General features: G+C 46.5%; 17 protein-coding genes. 3 read left to right on the top strand and 14 right to left on the bottom strand.

Going from position 1 to position 20815, the window contains the following annotated elements; translation table 11 throughout:
- Window positions 1-45: 45 nt before the first annotated feature.
- Entirely contained in the window at window positions 46-1092 is a 1047-nt protein-coding gene (argC, locus tag V4U88_RS04805; protein ID WP_334072131.1) for an N-acetyl-gamma-glutamyl-phosphate reductase, read from the bottom strand.
- Between the two features lie 298 nt (window positions 1093-1390).
- Between argC and V4U88_RS04810 the strand changes: the two genes are divergently transcribed.
- Window positions 1391-2341: a hypothetical protein gene (locus tag V4U88_RS04810; RefSeq protein WP_334072132.1), complete on the top strand. Its 951-nt coding sequence runs from the start codon at window positions 1391-1393 to the stop codon at window positions 2339-2341.
- Between the two features lie 26 nt (window positions 2342-2367).
- Window positions 2368-3888, top strand: a complete 1521-nt coding sequence (locus tag V4U88_RS04815; RefSeq protein ID WP_334072133.1) for a zinc ribbon domain-containing protein — start codon at window positions 2368-2370, stop codon at window positions 3886-3888.
- 594 nt (window positions 3889-4482) lie between these two features.
- Here V4U88_RS04815 and V4U88_RS04820 read toward each other — a convergent pair.
- The 7 genes from V4U88_RS04820 to V4U88_RS04850 form a co-directional block, all read right to left on the bottom strand.
- A complete protein-coding gene (locus V4U88_RS04820) occupies window positions 4483-5376 on the bottom strand; it encodes a YitT family protein (protein ID WP_334072134.1) in 894 nt (297 codons plus the stop codon).
- A gap of 148 nt (window positions 5377-5524) precedes the next feature.
- Window positions 5525-6638 (bottom strand): peptide chain release factor 2 gene (gene prfB, locus V4U88_RS04825; RefSeq protein WP_334072135.1). Its coding sequence is split into 2 segments (ribosomal slippage): window positions 5525-6565 and window positions 6567-6638, totalling 1113 coding nucleotides; the frame shifts between segments, so codons are not numbered across the junction.
- A gap of 110 nt (window positions 6639-6748) precedes the next feature.
- Window positions 6749-9256, bottom strand: coding sequence for a preprotein translocase subunit SecA (gene secA / locus V4U88_RS04830; RefSeq protein WP_334072136.1), 2508 nt, complete (start codon window positions 9254-9256; stop codon window positions 6749-6751).
- A gap of 276 nt (window positions 9257-9532) precedes the next feature.
- Entirely contained in the window at window positions 9533-10084 is a 552-nt protein-coding gene (gene hpf, locus V4U88_RS04835) for a ribosome hibernation-promoting factor, HPF/YfiA family (RefSeq protein ID WP_334072137.1), read from the bottom strand.
- 130 nt (window positions 10085-10214) lie between these two features.
- Entirely contained in the window at window positions 10215-10778 is a 564-nt protein-coding gene (locus V4U88_RS04840; protein ID WP_334072138.1) for a VanZ family protein, read from the bottom strand.
- Window positions 10779-10915: 137 nt separating this feature from the next.
- Window positions 10916-12010 (bottom strand): glycosyltransferase family 4 protein, encoded by a 1095-nt coding sequence (locus V4U88_RS04845; RefSeq protein ID WP_334072139.1) that lies wholly within the window; start codon window positions 12008-12010, stop codon window positions 10916-10918.
- 570 nt (window positions 12011-12580) lie between these two features.
- Window positions 12581-12778 carry a cold-shock protein gene (locus tag V4U88_RS04850; RefSeq protein WP_007132290.1) on the bottom strand — a complete coding sequence of 66 codons (198 nt, stop codon included), beginning with the start codon at window positions 12776-12778 and terminating at the stop codon, window positions 12581-12583.
- A gap of 582 nt (window positions 12779-13360) precedes the next feature.
- Between V4U88_RS04850 and V4U88_RS04855 the strand changes: the two genes are divergently transcribed.
- Window positions 13361-15238 (top strand): glycosyltransferase, encoded by a 1878-nt coding sequence (locus V4U88_RS04855; RefSeq protein ID WP_334072140.1) that lies wholly within the window; start codon window positions 13361-13363, stop codon window positions 15236-15238.
- A gap of 290 nt (window positions 15239-15528) precedes the next feature.
- Here V4U88_RS04855 and V4U88_RS04860 read toward each other — a convergent pair whose 3' ends face one another.
- Genes V4U88_RS04860 through V4U88_RS04885 form a run of 6 tightly spaced genes read right to left on the bottom strand, consistent with a single transcriptional unit; the run spans window position 15529 to window position 20806 of the window.
- Entirely contained in the window at window positions 15529-16581 is a 1053-nt protein-coding gene (locus V4U88_RS04860) for a methyltransferase domain-containing protein (RefSeq protein WP_334072141.1), read from the bottom strand.
- A complete protein-coding gene (locus tag V4U88_RS04865; protein ID WP_334072142.1) occupies window positions 16581-17105 on the bottom strand; it encodes a GNAT family N-acetyltransferase in 525 nt (174 codons plus the stop codon). The genes V4U88_RS04860 and V4U88_RS04865 overlap by 1 nt, the downstream gene beginning before the upstream one ends.
- Window positions 17105-18184, bottom strand: coding sequence for an N-acetylneuraminate synthase family protein (locus tag V4U88_RS04870; protein WP_334072143.1), 1080 nt, complete (start codon window positions 18182-18184; stop codon window positions 17105-17107). Before V4U88_RS04870 ends, V4U88_RS04865 begins: the two co-directional genes overlap by 1 nt.
- A complete protein-coding gene (locus tag V4U88_RS04875) occupies window positions 18168-19070 on the bottom strand; it encodes an SDR family oxidoreductase (protein WP_334072144.1) in 903 nt (300 codons plus the stop codon). Before V4U88_RS04875 ends, V4U88_RS04870 begins: the two co-directional genes overlap by 17 nt.
- Before the next feature lie 6 nt (window positions 19071-19076).
- Complete coding sequence (locus tag V4U88_RS04880; RefSeq protein ID WP_334072145.1) at window positions 19077-19808, bottom strand: glycosyltransferase family protein; 732 nt, start codon at window positions 19806-19808, stop codon at window positions 19077-19079.
- Between the two features lie 50 nt (window positions 19809-19858).
- Window positions 19859-20806 (bottom strand): dTDP-glucose 4,6-dehydratase, encoded by a 948-nt coding sequence (locus tag V4U88_RS04885; RefSeq protein WP_334072146.1) that lies wholly within the window; start codon window positions 20804-20806, stop codon window positions 19859-19861.
- Window positions 20807-20815: the final 9 nt, after the last annotated feature.

Consider the following 20815-nt stretch of genomic DNA (forward strand, 5'->3'; position numbering starts at 1 on the left):
GATTTGGCACCTTATCTTTTTATTTGGAATGGCCCATAGAACGATTTACGGATACACCGGACTCAATTGAAGGCCCAGCACTTCGTCCCAGCCCATCATCAGGTTCAGGTTCTGGATCGCCTGCCCGGCGGCTCCCTTGACGACATTATCGATCACCGAAATGATCGTCAGACGCCCGGTTCGCGGGTCGACGGCAAAGCCGATATCGCAATAATTGGACCCGAACACTTCTTTGGTCGCCGGCCATTTCCCGGACTCTCTGATGCGGACGAACGGCCGTCCTTCGTAATATTGGCGGTATAGTTCCACGAGGTTTTCCTCGGTATAGTTTCCTTTTAAACTGGTGTACATCGTACTCATGATGCCCCGCGTCATCGGCGTCAGATGGGTGGTGAACGTCACGGTCACCGCTTCGCCGGCCGCCTCCGACAGGCATTGTTCAATTTCCGGGATATGCTGATGCTTGTTGACTTTGTAAACCTTCAGGTTCTCATTGATTTCCGCGTAATGCGTCGTCAGGCTGGTGCCCCGGCCCGCGCCGGAAACGCCCGATTTGGCGTCGATAATGATCGATGCGGGATCGATCCATCCCTCACGCAGCACCGGAATCAGGCCCAAAAGCGTGGCCGTCGGATAACAGCCGGGATTGGAAATCAAGCCGGCCCCCTTGACCTGGGCTCCGTTGATCTCGGACAGGCCGTAGACCGCTTTTTCGAGCAGCTCCGCTTTCGGCGCTTCATGCTTATACCACGTCTCGTATACCGCGCCATCCTTGATCCGGAAGTCGCCCGACAGATCGATTACCTTGAGCCCGGCGTCCAACAGCTGCGGAACCAGTTTCCCGCTGACGCCGGAAGGAGTGGCGGTGAACACCACGTCGGCTTTTTCGGCGATTTCCCGCGGATCGACCCCGTCCAACGGCCGGGTTACGATGTCCGACAGATGCGGAAACCCTTCCGTGATCGGTGCTCCCGCACTGGATGCGGAAATGACCGAGGCAATCTCCACCTGCGGATGTCCCAATAAAAAACGAATCAGCTCCACACCGCCATACCCCGTGGAACCGACAATGGCAACTTTGACTTTCTCCATGCTCACCTTCTGCCTCTCTTTCTCCTCTCAAGGACGCTTGGTATTTAAGAATCGGGCCCCTTCATTCGTAAGTACGTATTATTATACATTCATATTAATATATATACAACGGGAAATTTTCGCGGCATATCAGTCTCTTTCATATTCTTTTCCATTTTATGGTTTGTATTCTTCCCGTCATACTACTATTCTGGAGTTATGTGCCTTATTTCTTGAGGAGGTTGAAATACATATGATTTGTATGCAATGTGGTCAAATTTATGAAAAGGGAAGATTCTGCGTCAAATGCGGAAGTCCCTTGACAGAGGAGTCCGGTCCGTCCAACCCGAGCCAGTCGGCGGCGACCTCGGAAACCGGGGACATTGTCACCTTTACGTTCCCGTCGAATTCGAATTCCGCTGCCCCCGGCTTGGACAACCCTGCCCGGGTACCGGGAACGGCTGCTCCAACAGAACCGGCATCCCATGCCCACACGAACCCAACGCCTGACGGGAGCCCAACCATCCATGGGAACCCTGTAACCAACGCGAACCCGGCATCCCAAGCAAGGCCGGCTTCCGGCGTGCAGCAGGCTGCCTCATCCGGATCAACGGATATTCCCGAGCTGCCGTCGATGGCGAAAAGCTGGGAGCAAGTGAAAAAAAGTCAGGTCGTCCAGCAGGGAACGGTAATCAGCAAGCAGTATTTCGCCTATTATTTGAAGGCGTTGATGAACCCGTTCGGCACGGCCGCCACTTTGGACAAGTCGCATTTTACCAATGGGATCATTACGATGGTACTCACCTCGCTATTGCTCCCGCTCGCGTTTTACCTTACGAGCCTGCGGAACCCGTTTTTTCATCTGCCGTTTATCGGCGGCGTCATCAAGCCGTTTATTTTAATCCTGATCGCCCTGCTTCTGGCCAGCGCGATCGCGTTTGGACTCATCCGGTTGGCCCGTGTGGCCAGCGACTACAGGTCCGTGACCACCAAGCTGGGGACGTTGCTCGTACCGGCAACCGCCGCCTTGGCGCTATGTAATCTCAGCATTATCCTGCAGTTCAGTCCAAACGTTTCGCTCTTCTTTTTCTCGCTTGCCCTGACGTTCATTTTCACAGCGATCATTGCGGTCGTTATTGGCAGCCGGAAGGAATCGGGCGGCGGATTGGACCCACTGTACGGCGCCGTCATCGCCAGCATCGCGTTCGGCTATATTCTCTTCAAATTTGCCGATTTCGGGATTGACGCTTTAATGGGCGGCCTTCTATAACGGAGATTTGGGAGGGAAAACAATCTATGGTGAACTACTGTAGCGAATGTGGTGTAAAGCTTGCTCCGGGCTCGCGATTTTGCCCCGAATGCGGCACTGTGGTGGAAGATCCGGATCTGGCACCGACGGTTCCTGCCGCCGAGTCCGCCGCTGCGCAGGAAATGATGCCGATTGAAGCTCTCGCTTCCGAAGCGCCCGGGATTTCCGGAACGGAGGCTCCGATCCAGCGGAAAAAGAGAGCGGCCTCGGCCATGTCCTGGATCAAACGCCATAAATGGGTCACCCTTAGCGTTCTGGTCTTTGTCGTTATACTCGGCGGCTTGTATGCCGCCGGGGCCTATTTGACCGATGGCAACCGGGTCGTATCCCGTTTTGAACAAGCCATCAAAAAGGGCGACGCCGCTGCGCTCGCCTCCCTCCTCCAGCCGGAGGACAAGGCTCTGACCATCAATAAAGATACCGTTATCCCGCTGCTGAATTACTTGAAAAAAGACGAGTTCAGCCGCACTGCCCTGGTCCAAAGGCTGCGTGATCAAGCGGCGAAAGCCAAAAAGGCCGAGGGCGAATTTACCGATTCGGAGGAATCTGACAGCAACATCGTTCAGGTGAAGAAGTCGGGGAAAAAACTGTGGCTCTTCGATAATTACACGTTGGTTGTGGCGCCCATTTATCCCTATGTCGAAACAACCTTTGAGGGAACCAAAATATCGGTCGACGGGAAAGAAATGATGACTTCAGACGAAGATTACCTCGGCGAGAAAATCGGGCCGCTGATCCCCGGAACGCATGAGATACTTGCGGAATACGAAGGCAAGTTTGCCGCGATCGAAAAGAAAGAGACCGTCACCTTCGGCGATGCTCTCCGCTATTATGACGTCAACCTGGATTTGGAGGGCAGCTACATCACCGTGGTGTCCGATGAGCAGGATGCCGCTATTTTTATCGATGACAAGGATACTGGACTCACCACCGGTAATTTCAAGGAGATCGGCCCGCTCCTGCTGGACGGCAGCAGTGAGGTGTATATACAGAAAGAATATCCGTGGGGCCTGATCCGGAGCGAGAAACTCCCCATCCGGGATTCCTACATCCGGATAGGGCTCGAACCGGAAAATGATGCGTTCCGGCAAACCGTTCAGGCGGCCGCAAAGACGTTTTTTCAAGAGATGGTAACGGCCATGAACACGCAGGACACCTCTAAGGCGGCTCATCTGTCGGAACCGGTCAAACAGGCGATTCATTCGCTGATTCAGGAATTGAAAGCGGAGAAGGCGGTTTACAGTGCAAAGGTGAAGAAAATCGCGTTCGACTTGGACAGCATTAAGCTGTCGGGCTGGGACGGGGAGTATAAAGCGACGGTCAACATGAAGGTGGATTTGAGCGAGTCGGTTCATCCTTCAGCCGACCCTTCAACCAAGAAGACCGAAGATACCAGTATTCAGCAAACGCTTGAACTTACCTATTTGGAGGACGGTCAGTGGATCGTAACCAACTTCTACGACTCCTATAACTTTAATGATGCGAATACGGAGGAAGTCTTGCTGTAATTTATAAAAAAAAGTGCGGGTTAAAAAGGAAAATCCCTTTAACCCGCACTGAGGTTGCATCAAACCCGGTGCCGAATCCAAACACAGGCCCTTATTCACCTGGCCGGCTTGTCAGCCGGGAGCGCGCGCCCATTTCGTGAACCGAAATTCCTGCAAATCTGCAGGAATTTTCGTCGTTTGGAGACCGAATTAAAAAATTCCTGCAAATCTGCAGTTTTTTTCGTCAGAAAAGTATCCATATCCCCGATCTTCCAAAAATTCCCGCACTATCGCATCTTTCCGCTTGATGACTTGCAAATGCCGTGAAATTCCTGCACTATTGCATCTTTTTGCTAATTTTGGCGGTCCGGCAGCTACGGCATTTGCGGCAGTCCGGCGTCTGGCAGCTTTTGCAACAGTCCGGCTTTTGCGGCGGTCCGGCGTCTGGCAGCTTTTGCAACAGTCCGGCCTTTTGCGGCGGTCCGGTGTCTGGCAGCTTGCTGCAGTCCGGCTTTTGCGGCAATCCGGTTGCTGCAGCATTCCGGCTTCTACGGCAGCCCGCCAGCCTTTGCTTGCAGGTCGGCCCACTGGGCTAGGGCCCCGCCTCACAGCTTCCTATGCCTGCTCCGAGCGCTTGAAACCCTTGCCCAACACTTCGTGGGCGTTGGTAATGATGACAAAAGCGGAGGGCTCCAGCTTCTGGACGAGCGTCTTAAGCCGCGTGACTTCGCTCTGGCCGACGACGACCATCAACACGGTCCGGTCATCCCCCGTATAGCCGCCACGGGCGTTCAGCTTCGTCAACCCCCGGTCCAGCTCAGAGAGAACCGCTTGGGCGATAGCCTCGGTATTTTCCGCGATAATATACGCCACTTTCGTGTAATTGAAGCCCAATTCGATGGAATCGATGATTTTGCCGGTGATGTAAAGGCCGATCAATGCGTACAGCGCCTTTTCCGGAGAAAGAACAAACCCGGCCAGGGCGATCACCGTCCCGTCCATCAGGACGACGCAGACCGACAGGCTGAGTCCGCTGTATTTTTGAATGATTTGAGCCAGGGTGGATAGCCCGCCTGTCGAACCGCGGCCCCGGAACACGATCCCGAGTCCCAGACCGACGCCGATTCCCCCGTAGAGAGAAGCCAGCAGCGGGTCGGTGGTCGGAACGGGAAAAACCCGGGTCATTAACACGAACAACGGCAGAATCACCGTGCCGAGCAGGGAGCGGATCGCGTAATTGCGCCCCAGCAGCAGGAAGCCCGCGATAAAAAGCGGAATGTTCAAAGCCCACTGCGTATAAGCGGGCTCGATGCCGAACAGCGACTGGGCGATAACCGACAAACCGGACACCCCGCCGGAAGCGATATGGTTCGGCACGAGAAACAGGTTAAAAGCGAGCGCGGTAATGAACGAACCGACGATAATCATCAGGGTATCCATCGTATGCCTCACCGGGCCGGTAACGGGAATGTATTCATTGAATCTGCGTTTGCGGGTTTTTGGCGGCACCCCTGCCCCTCCTCACTCATCCAAAAAAATTCCTACACCCCGGAGGCGGCCCGGCCGGAGGGAACAGCGGGAATTCCGCTTGTCTCCGGCATAAAGGCTTTCTCTTAGTGTAGGACTGTCGACACTTATCTTTAAATCATTCTCCGACTTAGTTGGCCTCAGTTTTGATCTGGCTCCGCAAATACCCGTCGATAAACGCGTCCAGATCGCCGTCCATGACGGCTCCGACATTCCCGGTTTCCACGGAAGTCCGATGGTCCTTAACCATGCTGTACGGATGAAAAACATAGGAACGGATCTGGCTGCCCCACGCGATATCGGATTGCTCGCCGCGAATCTCGTCCAGTTCCTTCTGCTGCTCTTCCAGCTTGCGCTCGTACAGCTTGGAACGGAGCATCGTCATCGCACGCTCCCGGTTCTTGATCTGCGAACGCTCGTTCTGGCACGTCACCACGATACCGGTCGGCAAGTGGGTAATCCGCACGGCCGAGTCGGTCGTGTTGATGTGCTGACCGCCGGCGCCGCTGGCCCGGTACGTATCGATCTTCAGATCCTCCGTGCGGATCTCGATTTCGACGTCGTCCGTAATTTCCGGCACGACGTCGCAGGAGACGAACGAAGTATGTCTGCGGCCGGAGGAGTCGAACGGCGAAATGCGGACGAGCCGGTGCACGCCTTTTTCCGCCTTCAAGTAGCCGTAAGCATTATACCCCTTGATCAGCAGGGTAACGCTCTTAATTCCGGCTTCATCACCGGGAAGGTAATCGAGCGTTTCTACTTTGAAGCCGCGTTTTTCCGCCCAACGGGTATACATCCGCAGCAGCATTTGGCCCCAATCCTGGGATTCGGTGCCGCCGGCGCCCGGATGGAGCTCCAGGATGGCGTTCATTTTGTCGTACGGCTGGCTGAGCAGCAGTTGAAGCTCGAACTCCTCCAGCTTCTTGAGCAGCGACGCGACCGAGGCGGCGATTTCTTCCGCGAGCGACTCGTCGCCTTCTTCTTCGGCCAGTTCCGCCATCATTTCGGCATCGTCATACTCTTGCTGCAGGGCGCTGTATTGGTCGACGGAAGACTTGACGGCGTTCAGCTCGGCAATAACGCTCTGCGCCTTGTCGTTGTCGTCCCAGAAGTCGGGGGCGGCCATCTTTTCCTCAAAGTTCGCGATCATTTCCTGTTTGAGGTCTAAGTCAAAGAGACCCCCTAAGATTGGATAATTTCTTGGCTATTTCACGCATGTCCTGTTTCACGTTAGCATCGATCATGCTGAGATTCCACCTTTCGTCATCACATAATATGCAAGCAGAAACGGGGATGCCATCCGACGGACGGCCCCCCGCTTTATTCTTAAACTACCCGAGCCCATTCCGGCTGCTTAAGCGTTTTGTCCGTGGCAGTGTTTGTACTTCTTGCCGCTGCCGCAAGGGCAAAGATCGTTGCGCCCGATCTGCTCTCCGCGCTGTACCGGACGCTTCTCGGCCGGCTCGCCGCTGGTGGAGATTTTGTCCTCGTCCACGACCGCCTGACGCTCCTGGTTGCTTTCCACTTGCGCCTTCATGATGTACGTGGCCACTTCCTCCTGGATGCTGGCGACCATCTGGTTGAACATCTCGTAGCCTTCGAACTGGTATTCGCGAAGCGGATCCGTACCGCCGTAGGCACGAAGATGAATCCCTTGACGCAGCTGATCCATGGCGTCGATATGGTCCATCCATTTACTGTCGACCGAACGGAGGGCGATGACCTTCTCGAATTCGCGAACCATTTCCGATCCGAGCGCTTCTTCGCGGACATCGTATTTCTTCATGACACGTTCAAAAATGAACTCGATCATTTCCTCCTGTTCTTTCCCCCATAGATCATCCTTCGTCAGGGCGCCTTCTTCAAGCAGCTTGCTGTTCACATAATCTGCAACCTCTTGCAGCTCCCAGTTCTCCGGAATTTCATCCGCCGTGTGCGCCTGGACAACGCGCTCAATGACCGGCTTGATCATATCGATGATCAGCGGCTTGATGTTCTCCGATTCCAGCAGCTCGCGGCGTTGTTTGTAGATGATCTCCCGCTGTTGGTTCATTACGTCGTCATACTGCAATACGACTTTACGCACATCGAAGTTGTTGCCTTCCACCCGTTTCTGGGCGGATTCGATCGCGCGCGTAATCATTTTGCTTTCGATCGGCTGATCCTCTTCAAAACCCAGGCGGTCCATCATGTTCAACACGTTGTCGGCCCCGAACCGCTTCATCAGTTCATCGCCGAGGGACAGGTAGAACTGGGTCGACCCCGGGTCGCCCTGACGGCCTGCCCGGCCGCGCAGCTGGTTGTCGATCCGGCGGGATTCATGCCGCTCGGTCCCGATAATGTGCAGCCCGCCCAAATCGGCCACGCCTTCGCCCAGCAGGATGTCCGTACCGCGGCCCGCCATGTTGGTAGCGATGGTCACGGCACCCGGCTCACCGGCGCGGGAAATGATCTCGGCCTCTTCGGCATGGTACTTCGCGTTCAGGACTTTATGCTTGACGCCTTTACGCTTCAGCATTTCCGCGACGCGTTCGGAGTTCTCGATCGAGACCGTACCGACCAGCACCGGCTGATTGTTCTTGTGCCGGTTGACGATTTCGTCGACCACGGCTTTGAACTTGCCGTCCTCGCTCTTGTATACCACGTCCGGCAAGTCCTGACGGCGGTTCGGCCGGTTCGTCGGCACCTGCAATACTTCCAGGCCGTAGATTTTCTTGAATTCTTCTTCCTCGGTTTTCGCCGTACCGGTCATCCCGGCCAGCTTGCGGTACATCCGGAAGTAGTTCTGGAACGTGATCGTGGCCAGCGTCATGCTTTCGTTCTGAACATCGATGCCTTCCTTCGCTTCGATCGCCTGATGCAGACCGTCGCTGTATCGGCGGCCCTGCATAATGCGTCCCGTAAATTCGTCGACGATCAGCACTTCATCTTCGGTGACTACGTAGTCTACGTCGCGGCGCATAATGACGTTGGCTTTAAGCGCCTGTACCACGTGGTGGTTCAGTGTAATATGGTTGGGATCATACAGGTTGTCGATGCCGAACGCTTTCTCGGCTTTGGCCACCCCTTTTTCGGTCAGGGCTACGGCTTTCACCTTAATATCCACGGTATAGTCTTCTTCAGGCTCCAGGCGTTTCACAAAACGGTCCGCCGCATAGTACAACTCGGTCGATTTCTGGGCTTGTCCCGAAATGATCAGCGGCGTCCGCGCTTCATCGATAAGAATGGAATCGACTTCGTCAATAATACAGAAATAGAGCGGGCGTTGTACCATCTGTTCTTTGTACAGCACCATATTGTCGCGAAGGTAGTCAAACCCGAATTCGTTATTCGTTCCGTACGTGATATCACAGGCATAGGCTTCCTGTTTCTCGTGATGTTCCATCCCGTTCAGGTTTACCCCGACGGTCATGCCGAGGAAGTTATAAATTTGCCCCATTTGCTGGCTGTCCCGCTGCGCCAAATAATCGTTGACGGTGACGACATGGACGCCTTGACCCAGGAGCGCATTCAAATAAACCGGCAGGGTCCCGACCAGGGTTTTACCTTCACCGGTTTTCATTTCGGAAATTCTTCCTTCGTGCAAGGCCATCCCGCCGATCATTTGCACATCAAAATGGCGCATGCCCAGCGTTCTCTTCGAAGCTTCTCTCACTGTGGCAAAAGCTTCCGGCAGGAGCTCATCCAGCGTTTCGCCCTTTTCGATCCGTTCCCGGAACTCAGTCGTCTTCGCTTTCAGTTGCTCATCCGAAAGGGCTTCAAATTGCGGTTCCAATGTATTGATATAATCTACCGTTTTCATAAGACGTTTGACGTCACGTTCGTTCGTGTCGCCAAATATCTTCTTCATAATTCCCAGCATGGTTTACCCCTTTCACGCAAAAACAGATGATTTGCCTAAATTGTAACAGTTTGTAGAGCGTGCCGCAACAAGCGGCGTCACGGCAAAAAAACCGTCAAACCCTCTTCTATACGAATAAAGAGCCCTATCCGCAGGCGGATAAAGGCTCGTTCCTTTGACTCCAATTGAAAGAATTACCACTGACATTCAAACAATCGTCATGTTTGGATACGCTATAATGGCTGTTTAACCCGTTATTCAGATAGGTTGAAGGCTTAAAGCCGACATTCCGTATTGTTAGGCCTTCTCGATCAACCCGTATTTCCCATCGTTTCGTTTGTATACTACGTTGATTTCCTGAGTATCGATATTGGAGAAAACAAAGAAGTTATGACCCACCATGTTCATCTGCAAAATCGCCTCTTCCACGTCCATCGGTTTAAAATTAAACCGCTTGGTGCGGACCAGTTCCAGCTCCTCGTCGCTTTCTTCCATCGTGGCTACGGTATCGCTGCCATTCTCGACGAACAGCGTCTTCAAGCTGCCTTCCTGGCGGAATTTGCGGTTAATCTTGGTCTTGTGCTTGCGGATCTGCCGTTCCAGCTTGTCCGCAACGGCATCGATCGATGCGTACATGTCATCGCTGCGGTCCTCGGCGCGAAGCACAGCTCCGGTGAGAGGAATTGTAACCTCCACCACGTGCAAACCTCGTACGACACTCAAGGTGACGTTACCATCGGAGATAGGGGGTGCATCAAAGTACTTGTCAAGCCGGCTGAGCTTCTTGTCCACGTATTCTCTCAAGGCCTCAGTCACTTCAATTTGCTGTCCACGAATACTGTAATTCATTGGGCACTCCTCCTTTGCTTTGCACCTTCATTATAGCATAGATGTAAGCCCAAAGTAAAAAATGTTAACAGAGGGTAAATTGCTTTCTAAGTCACTTCCCCATCCTATCTCGCGATCAATACGATCACGCTTAACGCGATTCGGAGGCCCTTCCCGGGCCTCCTTCTTTCCTTTCTTTTTCCGGCGTCCTCTTCCATCGCTCTTGCGCCAGCTTCCGCCCCGTTCTCCATCGCCAAAACAGAATCAAGACCAGCGCGCCGCAGATGGCCCCTGCCGTATCCAGCAAGACATCCTGGACCATTGGGGTGCGATCCGGGGTAAAAGCCTGGTGCACCTCGTCGGAGCAAGCATAGAGGAAGGAGATGAACACAGCCAGAGTAAAGTCTCGCCCCCTCCGCCCGGAATTCAGCGCATAGAGGACGAACATCCCCAATAGTCCGTAGATGGAGAAATGGGCAGCCTTACGGATAAAAAACTCGATAAATCCCCCGATCCCCAAACTCTGTATACTCACTTCATGCCCCGCATAGGTAAACGAGAAGCCGCTTAGACGGTCCTTTACGGAGTGTTGTGTAATGCTTTTTTCAATGTCGGTTTTAAGACTCTGCTGCTGATAGGACTGCGATGAAAACACGAAAAGCAGCATCATGATCATCACGGCCGGAATCCATTTGTAAAATTTGCGGAATTGCACGTCGGGTCACCTCGTAAATACGGCCATACCTCGGCCGGTGTCTATACTTCTAATAGCAGCCGATTGTAATTTGTTTTAGAACTGCTATCTCCATTATAGACGAGCAAAGAAAGACAAAGCCAGGCGGGCTTACCGATTCAAAATATTGACCCTATTTCCTCTATATAAGTATTGATTATGACGCTCCGGTCATATTCCTTGACCATCTTGGCCCGCCCCGCGATTCCCATATACTCCTTCTCCGCATAGGGCAATTCAATGAACCGGTGGATTGCATCCATTAAACTGTTCGCGTTTTTGGCTTCAAAACCGAGCCCGCTGATCCCTTCGTCGAACGTTTCCCGGCACCCCGTCACCCGGGAGGCCAATACAGGCCGGCAAGTGGACGCCGCTTCAAGCAGGACATTGGAGGCGCCTTCGTGATAAGACGGCAAGATCACCGCGTGCGCATTTTTGATGTATGAGCGGACATCCCTCTGTTCGCCGTGGTATTTAATAATCCCGTAATTTTCGTATTCCGCCAGCTTTCTACCGAAATGCTTCTCCTCCATGCCGCCCACGAGATGAAATCGTACGTCGGGATGCTGGCGCCTGATCCGCTTGGCCGCTTCCAGCAGCTCGCCGACCCCTTTCGCTTTCATGATTCTGCCGACGAACAGAAAGTGGGTAAGTCCGTCGGGAGGATACGCCTCGCCCCCGTGCTCCTCCAGGTTGACCCCCGAACCGGGCAGCAGCCGGGTTTTCGAACGGACAATCCCTTTGCTTAAGAAGTACTGCCGGTTCGGTTCATTTTGAAAGAACACGCAGGAAGCATTTTTCAAACCCGCCTTATAAAGCTTTAGCAGGATCTCTTGCAGGAACCCCTTGTTTTCCAAAAAGGCGACTCCCCCCGTGATGTTGGCCAAATAAGATGTGTTCGTCATCCGACAGGCGAGCCCGCCGTAAATATTCGGCTTCATGGAATAAGTCAGCACGGCGTCCGGTCTCAAGCTGCGGATCGTGCGGATATAAAAGCGCAATAGCCCCCCATCCCTTAAAGGATTGGCTTCTCGGCGGTCGATGCGCGTATTGATAAACTTGCAGCCCAGTTCTATCAAACGGGCGGTGTACTCGTCTTCAGGAAGCGAAATGTGCACTTCATAGTTCTCGGCTATGAGCTTTTGCAGCAGTTCTTTTCTGAACCGATACAAGCCCATGCCGGAATCAGCCAATACCAAAATTTTTCTGGCCACCCCTTTAACCTCCTTGCCGGGACTCCCGTATGGGCCCCGCTCTCCGTGATATCTTTGACCACTGCCGCTCGGGCACTGTGCAAAACTGCGACGGAGCGATATGTTATAGATCACCCGTGCCTTCAGTACCTATCCAGGTTCCCTGCCCGAGGTGCTTATCAGGCCTAGGGATCGACTCGCCATCGTAGTTCCTTTCTGAAAAAAAGGATACTTCTTTAGGGGCGCTGAGTTCTGTAGTCTGGGCCACAATTTATGAGAATGGAACTTCCACTCGTCGAAAGTGGGTTATGTATGTGATGACCGACGATTGTCCGGAAGCGAGCCGTGCGTTTCTGATTTATCCGGTGCCTTGGATAACGTGCTTTGAATGGGATTCAGAGCGGTGGAGATTCTTCTGAAAGTTGGGGGATGGTGGTTGGTGGGGTGGAGCGTAACGCCGTGTTAGAGAGCTTCAGTACGGCCGCTGCGGAGCAAACAAATAAAGACCCTAGGTTCCCCCAGGGTCGATGCTAGCGAATCTTCAATTGTTAACCATCGTACCGTTATATGTAGGTCGGCTGTGCCGGATGATTATAATTTGATTACGTTAGCTGCTTGCGGTCCACGAGCGCCTTCAACAATTTCGAACTCGACGGATTGGCCCTCTTCCAAAGTCTTGAAACCTTCGGATTGAATTGCGGAGAAGTGTACGAATACGTCGCCGCCTTCTTCAGTCTCGATGAAACCATAACCCTTCTCTGCGTTGAACCATTTAACTTTACCTTGCATGCACTAACATTCCCTTCATTATCAAATAAGAGTGTGACCCTGTGACCAAGTCCACATTTCTGACTATACCACTCAAACTAATCCAGTGTCAATTACCAAGGAAAGGGTTTTATTGTCAATAAATGCCTCTCCATGTCGAATCGACCTTTTAGTGAGTTAGTAAGCAGCAAATGGTGGGGTTCCACTTTATTATTAACCAGAGTGAGAGGGGGTGAAACAGATGCAACAGAAATCAGTTTAACTTCTGCACGCTATCCTCTATTTTGCCTACAGCCAGTTGATATATTATATTTGTTATTCCTTACATTTAACCCGTCCTTCCAACTCCATCCCAATTCTATTAGTTTTAAAGTACTTGCATATGAATCCACGATTTCCGATTCCCTCTACGGCAAAGCACCGAATTTCAGCTTGGTGCTAGAGTTTGTTAAAAGATGGGCTGACTCAAAAAAGTGTTTTATTGGTACACTCATTCCTCTTCCGATTTCTATTCGATTACTTTGGGCGAATTGTAAAATTATATACCTCTCAATTGGATAAAGTTAATGCTATAATTTACTTAAAAAAGGTGCTGAATTGAAGATGACAGAAAAAGAATTATCTGTAATGGCTCAACAAATCGAGAAGGATCTACATAAAATAGACAGGCTATTGGACAGTCAATTGATTGATGAAGCATACACGGAGTATGTTAATCTTTTACAAAAGATAGAAGGTAAGGAATATAAAGATATTAATCATCAATATAAAGCAAAAGTTTATATCTCTTTTGCTTATTTTCTGTTTAGTGGGTCTCAATTCAATTCTTTTTTTGAGATGCTATTGAAAGCTCAGGAATACGGATATTCAAAAGATGAAATAGAAGAAGTAATTTTAGAAGCTTTTGTTAAGCCTAACATTAAAGAATTTAGAAATCTTTATGAGGCCAATATTAAGTTCTTGCAAAAGAATGATTATTTAGATGTCGAGAAAATCATAGATTTTGAGGATTTACCATTCTGGCTCCTCCCCAATGGCATATCTAATGAATACTATTTATATAATAAGAGTCAGAAACTTATACAAGATAAAATAACATTATTTACTTACAAGCCAGTACAATCTCTCCCGACCTTAGATGTTTTTGCAGATTATTTATTATTAGAGGATTGGGATTGGAGCAATGTCTTAACATATACAAATTCTGCAAAAAAGAGAAACAAGAAGACTTACGTCATAATAAAGGATATTGAAAAATTCCTTTCTTGTTTGCAAGGTTCATTATTAAATAACGCAACTATCTCTAATGCTCTAATATTTGATAACCTTGATCGCTTCAGGCACTATATGTACAACTCTGATTTGTTTCTCCCAAGAAATATAATCAACTTATCTGATAGTAGCTCAATGCCTCAAAATACTTTGGATGAAATTCATAATAACCGGATTCATAAAGACAATCGAAAGAGCAACCACGTTTTACTTAGCGTCTGTATTCCTAGTTACAACAGAGGAAAAAGAGCCTATGAAAATGTAGTTCATCTACTGCAATCCTACTATGATGAAGAAATTGAAGTTATTTTATCTAATAATGGGACGCAAAATGAAACAAAAGTATATTATGATAAAATAGGTGAAATTGATGACGCCAGGCTAAAATACTTTGCCTTTGAAGAGAATCGGGGGTTTTCCATTAACTGCTGCAAAGTCTGCGAATTGGCAAGTGGAAAATTTATATTATTGTTAAGTGATGAGGATTTAATAAATCTAGATAATTTACATTTCATTATGAATAAGTTATACCTCTCGAACAATAAGATATCTGTAATGAGGACCTCCACTACCTCACAATACAACCTATCAAATTTAGTTGCCAATCCCGGAAGGGATGCCTTGTTAAACTTTATGTTATCTTCAAATTATATGTCTGGTATTATTCTAAATAATAACCTTTTCAAAATTTATAGAGGGATCGAGTACATAAAAAAAAACCTGAACAATAGCGTTTGTTACTGGTATCCTCATATGTTTTGGGAACTACTGCTGTGCCAATATGGAAATGTAGAGAGCACGGATCTTATTCTAGTAAACGAAGGTAAAGCTGAAAAGAGTGAAGTCGATAGTATAAAAATTAATAATGAAGTAGTCATACCTTATTATGCATCAATCGAGGGTCGACTAGAGCAACATGAAGGGTTTACCCATATTTTTCGTGATCTAGAAATTTGCACCAGGGAATCCGATTTGCTTAGGGAAATGTACCTTCATCTTTGTGCAAAAACCTTGTTCCTAACAACAGTTTCAATAAACGTATATTATAAAAAAACAGGCACAGACTATCGAAAATTATACGAACAAGCGTATGAATTATGCTCGAATGAAAACTTCTATAAGGCTAATATAAATAATGATAGCGACAACTATCGCAGTGATCTAGAAATACTAGCTCATTGTTATGAGCATTTTAAAAAGTCAATTTAAGCATATAAACGCCAACGCCTCAACCAAGCAACTTAAACAATACTCCTCTGAGTTTTCGTAATTTTCGAAAACCAGGTAAAAAATTTCATGTATAAAAAGTTCAAGCGACCTCAATCGAATGAAATTGAGGCCGCTTGCTTAACTTGCAGTCACTCGCAAGTACTTACCTTTTACTTACCTTTTGCTCTGTCACCGGCAGGACATAATTGACTCATCATTAGCTAAAAGAACATGCCCCTAAGTCGAAATATATCCCTCTAAAATACCGACCAAAGAAGTTTCAGAGGGCACTACAATCGTTTTTGCAGTAATAGATGAATCTCAGAAGAAAAGTGTTGTTTATCCGCTGTCTTTTGTAGATCATCTAACACTTCAGTAAACTTGCTACCAAATAAGTTAATTGCTTCGGAGCTAACATTTAGTTCGTGCATTCTTACCACCATGTGCCTATAAAGATCCATAAAGTCAGTTCCAAATTGCCACTGTCCTACGATATCAAAATTAAATTCATTACAAAGGTATTCTATTGATTCCATAGTATATAAATGAGTATGTCCGCCGGATAAATGACGATTAAACACATCTTGATTTACTAATTCAAAAAAAACGGAATATGAAAACAACGGGAGCGATAAATATAAAAATTCAACATTTGGATTTACTCTTAAACTGGATAAGATATCCCTAGGATTTGTTAGATGTTCTAGTACTCCTATCATTGAAAAAATATTACTAGTAGAATTATCAATAACACTCTGGAGACCCGAAATATTAATGTTATAGATGAACTCGCTTTGCAGCATAATGTTACCCAGCTCGACCTGTTTTGTTGAAACTTCGTAGCCTTTAATTTTATTAATGCCAAATAATTTATTTAAAGCATATATAAAATAGCCTGAGCCAGCTCCTAAGTCACAAAAAGATTTGTTTCGATATTCTATTCCAAGGTTATCAAGACAATGTATTAGAAATTCAGCTTTGGGTTTATAAACTCTATCCATTCTTTCTATATACTTTTGTAAGCTTTCATTAGTGTATGTGACTGAATAATTAGTCACCTCTTCGACATATATTGCACTGGCAAAGTCTTCAGTATCCTCATAAGCGCCATTTAAGTGATTACAATTAGAACACAGATAGTAATCTATTTTTTGTTTTGTAAAATAAACATTATCATTTAGAATATTGTCACAATTTTTACAACGTTCCCTTCTAGGCTGCGATTTATATATTTCCGCCATTTTATAATTGTTCCTAACCAAATTCTCATTTTCTGAAAAAAAATGTCCTTTTATATCTGCAATATCTGTAAATGATTTTCCATATCTCCGTATCAATGTCATCAACCTTTCGTGTTTATCAAACCATAATATAACGAGTCACTCCACTTACCTTCTGACCAATGGCTGTGGCGGTGTCTCCCTTCCAATTCAAAGCCTAATCTCTTAAATAACTTCTGCTTTGAAAGATCTAAATCGTATATTTCACTCCAAAGACGATGAAGGCCAAGTTCATCAAAGCCATAATTGATCATAACTTTCGCGGCATCATCGGCGTAATATTCATCAATATATAGATTATCTTTTCCAATATATATTGAAAAATCTGCGTTTTTATTAACCCAATCAATATAACAAAGGCCACAAGCGCCAATTAATTCTCCTGTTGATAACTCCTCAATAGAAAACATTATGGTGCTTTTATCTTTGAGAACAACATTTTCATACCACGATAATTGATTTGAAAAACTTAATTCTCGATACTCTCGAAAATATCTCCTGAATTCCGGTTGATTCCTCCAATAAAGTAATTTCTTCAAATCTTCCTTTTCAACTGCCCTTAACCCTGCACATGTTCCGATTAACATTAATCCACCAAATCCATTTCATACAAGGCATCGCCTTTTAATTTCGAAACCTTCAACTTCCTGCCTATAGCTAAATTTACTTCATATGGTTGGAGCGCTCCTTTCGGAGCCGGTCTCAACACTTCGATGTCAGCCTCAGTTATAATTTCACCACATGCAACATCTTTGTTAAGGCGAACGCAGCGTCGCTGTATAACAACGGTCTCTAGCTCATTGTCCTCGACATATTTGACTCCTGTTCCTAAGGACGCTTCAAGCTCTCTACATCTCTGCATCATTTCATACCATGTTTGAGGATTCATTGAAAAGGGATGATCTGGGCCAATTCGAAAATTATCATCTGTGAAGTGTTTTTCGATAACTCGTGCACCTAACGCAACGGCTCCTAACACAGTGGAATGCCCTGGTGTATGATCAGATAACCCAAGTATCATTTGCGGGTATCTAACCGCATATGTTTTTAAAACATTTAGATTTACATATTTAAAATTTTCTAGGCTACCTGTGTAATTAGTATTACACTGCATAAGTACTATTTTATCGTTATAGTTCAATATGGCTTCCACTGCCCTTTCCACATCTCGCATTTCAGAGGCACCGGTAGCTAAGAGTACTGGTTTGTTCCTTTTTGCTATCAAGCTGATGAAATCCGTCCAGGTGATGTCTCCCGAACCAATTTTATAAGCAGGAATATAAGGGTCTAATAATTCAACAGCCTCATAATCATATGGAGTTGTCATAAAGTCTATGCCTGCCTTCTGGGCAGTCAGCGCTAATTCCTCATTCCAGTTACGGTTACATTCGTATTGCTTATACGTATCAAATACACTTTGCTTCCATGAAGCCTGGTGACCTACTTGCCCATTTAACTGTCGAAAACCAAAATCACTTACAATCTTATCCGCCTTGAAATGCTGGAATTTCGCAGCATCTGCACCCGCTTCTTTAGCCATCCAAATCAGTTCTTTTGCCCGTGCTAGATCACCATCATGATTGGCAGCAATATCTGCAATGAAGTAAACGGGTTCGCTTAATGAAATCTTTCTGTTATTAATAAGCACCTTATTGGCATAGTCCATTCTTTTGTTCCTCCATGTAATCTTCATACAACTGGTTTATAACATCATCTAAATATGGCATTTCATACCCAACAATCTTTTCAACTCTTGAAACGTTAAGTCCTAAACTATCGGCTCTTTGAACCCCCGGCAAATCATGAACGCTTCCGCTATATGAATGAACTAAACCATAACCAAAGCACCTAGCTAATTTCTCAATAAAATCTTTTTTGCTATAAGCTCCCTTGCTTGCAATATTGAGAGTTCCGTATATTTCCCGCCGATCTATAACATCAAACAGCGTTCTAGATAATTGTTTAGTAGAAATACTCGAAGTATAGAAATCGTCGAATAAGGTCATTTTATGTTCATTCCTCAAGGAATAAATCACCCATTCAACAAAAGTTTGTTGGTCCGCGCGTCCTCTAAAGCCGACAATATTAGTTCGTACGACTAAAGATTTCGGACAGGTTAGGGCATATGTTTCGCCAGCATACTTGGTTCTTGCATATTCATTTAGCAAACGTACAGGATACTTCTCATCATGCAATTGCATGAAATCGCCACTAAAATAGTGATCCGTTGAAATGTGTATATTATAGATCCCTCTGGCACTAGATATATCGGCAAGAATTGCAGCAGGACGAGCATTTACAAGATAAGCTTTACCTGGATCAATCTCACATTCGGTTAAGTTAACAATAGCCGCTGCATTTATAATGATATCGGGGTTAACTTTATCCACAACCACCATAATACTATTAACATCAGTTATATCAATATATAGATCACTTGAAGATCTTGACGCTGTATAAGTGTCATATCCTCTATTTATAGCTTCTGCTGTCAAAGATCTTCCTAGCATTCCGGTTGATCCTATAATAAGCAATTTTCCTTTATGGCCCATAATGAGCTATTCTCCCAATTTTTTCTGTTCAATATGTTGATTGATAAGACAAAGCTCGGGTTTACGTTTCACTAACTCAATTGCTTCAAGCCATGAAAAAATACTACCCGGACTATACAGATCATAGTAAATTCTAGAAATTAATTGATAATCTTCGACAGTGTCTAATGTCCATCTATATTTGGAATAATCAATATGCCATGTGTAATCTGCTACTTTAAACTGATCGGGATGTAAATAGATATAAGGGGTAACATGTTCCCTATGAATCTCATTATATGCGCCCTCATATGATTTTTTTAACGCATTAAAAGTAAATACCTCTGTATCAAGCCCTCTAGGAAAGGTTGTTATCATTTTATTGCTAGCATAGTCTACGTTTGATCTGTTGAACAAATCTATGGTATTTCCTGTGATAACAGGATCTATAAGAGGACAGTCGGAGGTAATTCTTACAATTACATCTGCTGACAGAGCTGAAGCTGCTAGATAATACCTGGACAAAACGTTTTCTTCGCTTCCTCTAAAATAGGACACATTATACTGTTCAGCTTCCGTAACAATTACATCATCTTCTGAATTTGAGGTAGTAGCAATAACAATTTCGTCAATTTGTCCGACCGCTTTAAGTCTTGTAATTACCTGGCCTAAAACCGTTTTATCCTGTAGTTTCTTCATTACCTTTCCTGGTAATCTTGAGGATCCCATTCTTGCCTGAACTATTGCAACTGTTTTCATTTCTAATCAACCTCTCAACGATTTCTGGTAGATAGAAATACGGGTAGACATTATATCATACCCGTCTCTTCAATCCATTTTTTTGTAAGTTCAAGCCCAACTTCTAAGCTGATCTCAGGCTTCCAGTTTAATAATCGTTTTGCTTTATTCGAGTTACATAATAATTTTTGGATTTCACTTTGAGGGTGAATATGATCTACATGCTTTATCTTTGTTTTATCATTAGTAATTATTAATGCCAAATCATTAATAGATATATCTTTCCCAAGACCCGCATTTACAATTTCTCCATTAACAGAGGATGACAATCCCGCTTGGATTACAAAGCGAGCACAATCCTCTACATATAACAAATCACGGGTTTGAGTACCGGTACCATAAATATTCAAGTCGTATCCATTCAAATGATTTTTCAAAAATATTGCAACAACTCCACCTTCGCCACCAGTCTTCTGATAAGGCCCATAAGTATTAAAAGGGCGAATAACTACTGTTGGTAGCCCGTACGCATAGTAATAAGACAGTACCATGTTTTCTGCTGCTACCTTTGCCCCAGCATACGGGGATGCCGGCTTCGTAGGGTGCACCTCACTTATACCTTGATCATCATTACACCGATCATACACCATGCAAGTACTCATAAACACAACTTTAGTATTATGCTTTCGACACTGTTCCAAAATATAAAAGGTGCCTACAGTGTCATTTTTAAATGTCGTACTAGGGTCATCAATCGAATCTTGCACATTAATCGAAGCAGCCAGATGATAGCACAATTCAAATTGATTTTTTTCAAAAAGATCTGTTAACAAGGCTTCGTCCAGAATAGATCCTATAATAAACCTTTTCATTCCTGGATGATCCAAAAACTCTCTGATGTTTTCCTCTCTACCGTTTGAAAGATCGTCCAGTATCCAAAGTTGGTGACCCCCATCTAATAGTTGTTTCGCTACCCAACGACCAATGAATCCGGCCCCGCCTGTTAATAAGATTTTCATTGTCCCACC

Origin of the sequence: Paenibacillus sp. A14, from assembly GCF_036864815.1 — a bacterium.
GTDB lineage: Bacteria > Bacillota > Bacilli > Paenibacillales > Paenibacillaceae > Fontibacillus > Fontibacillus sanfengchensis.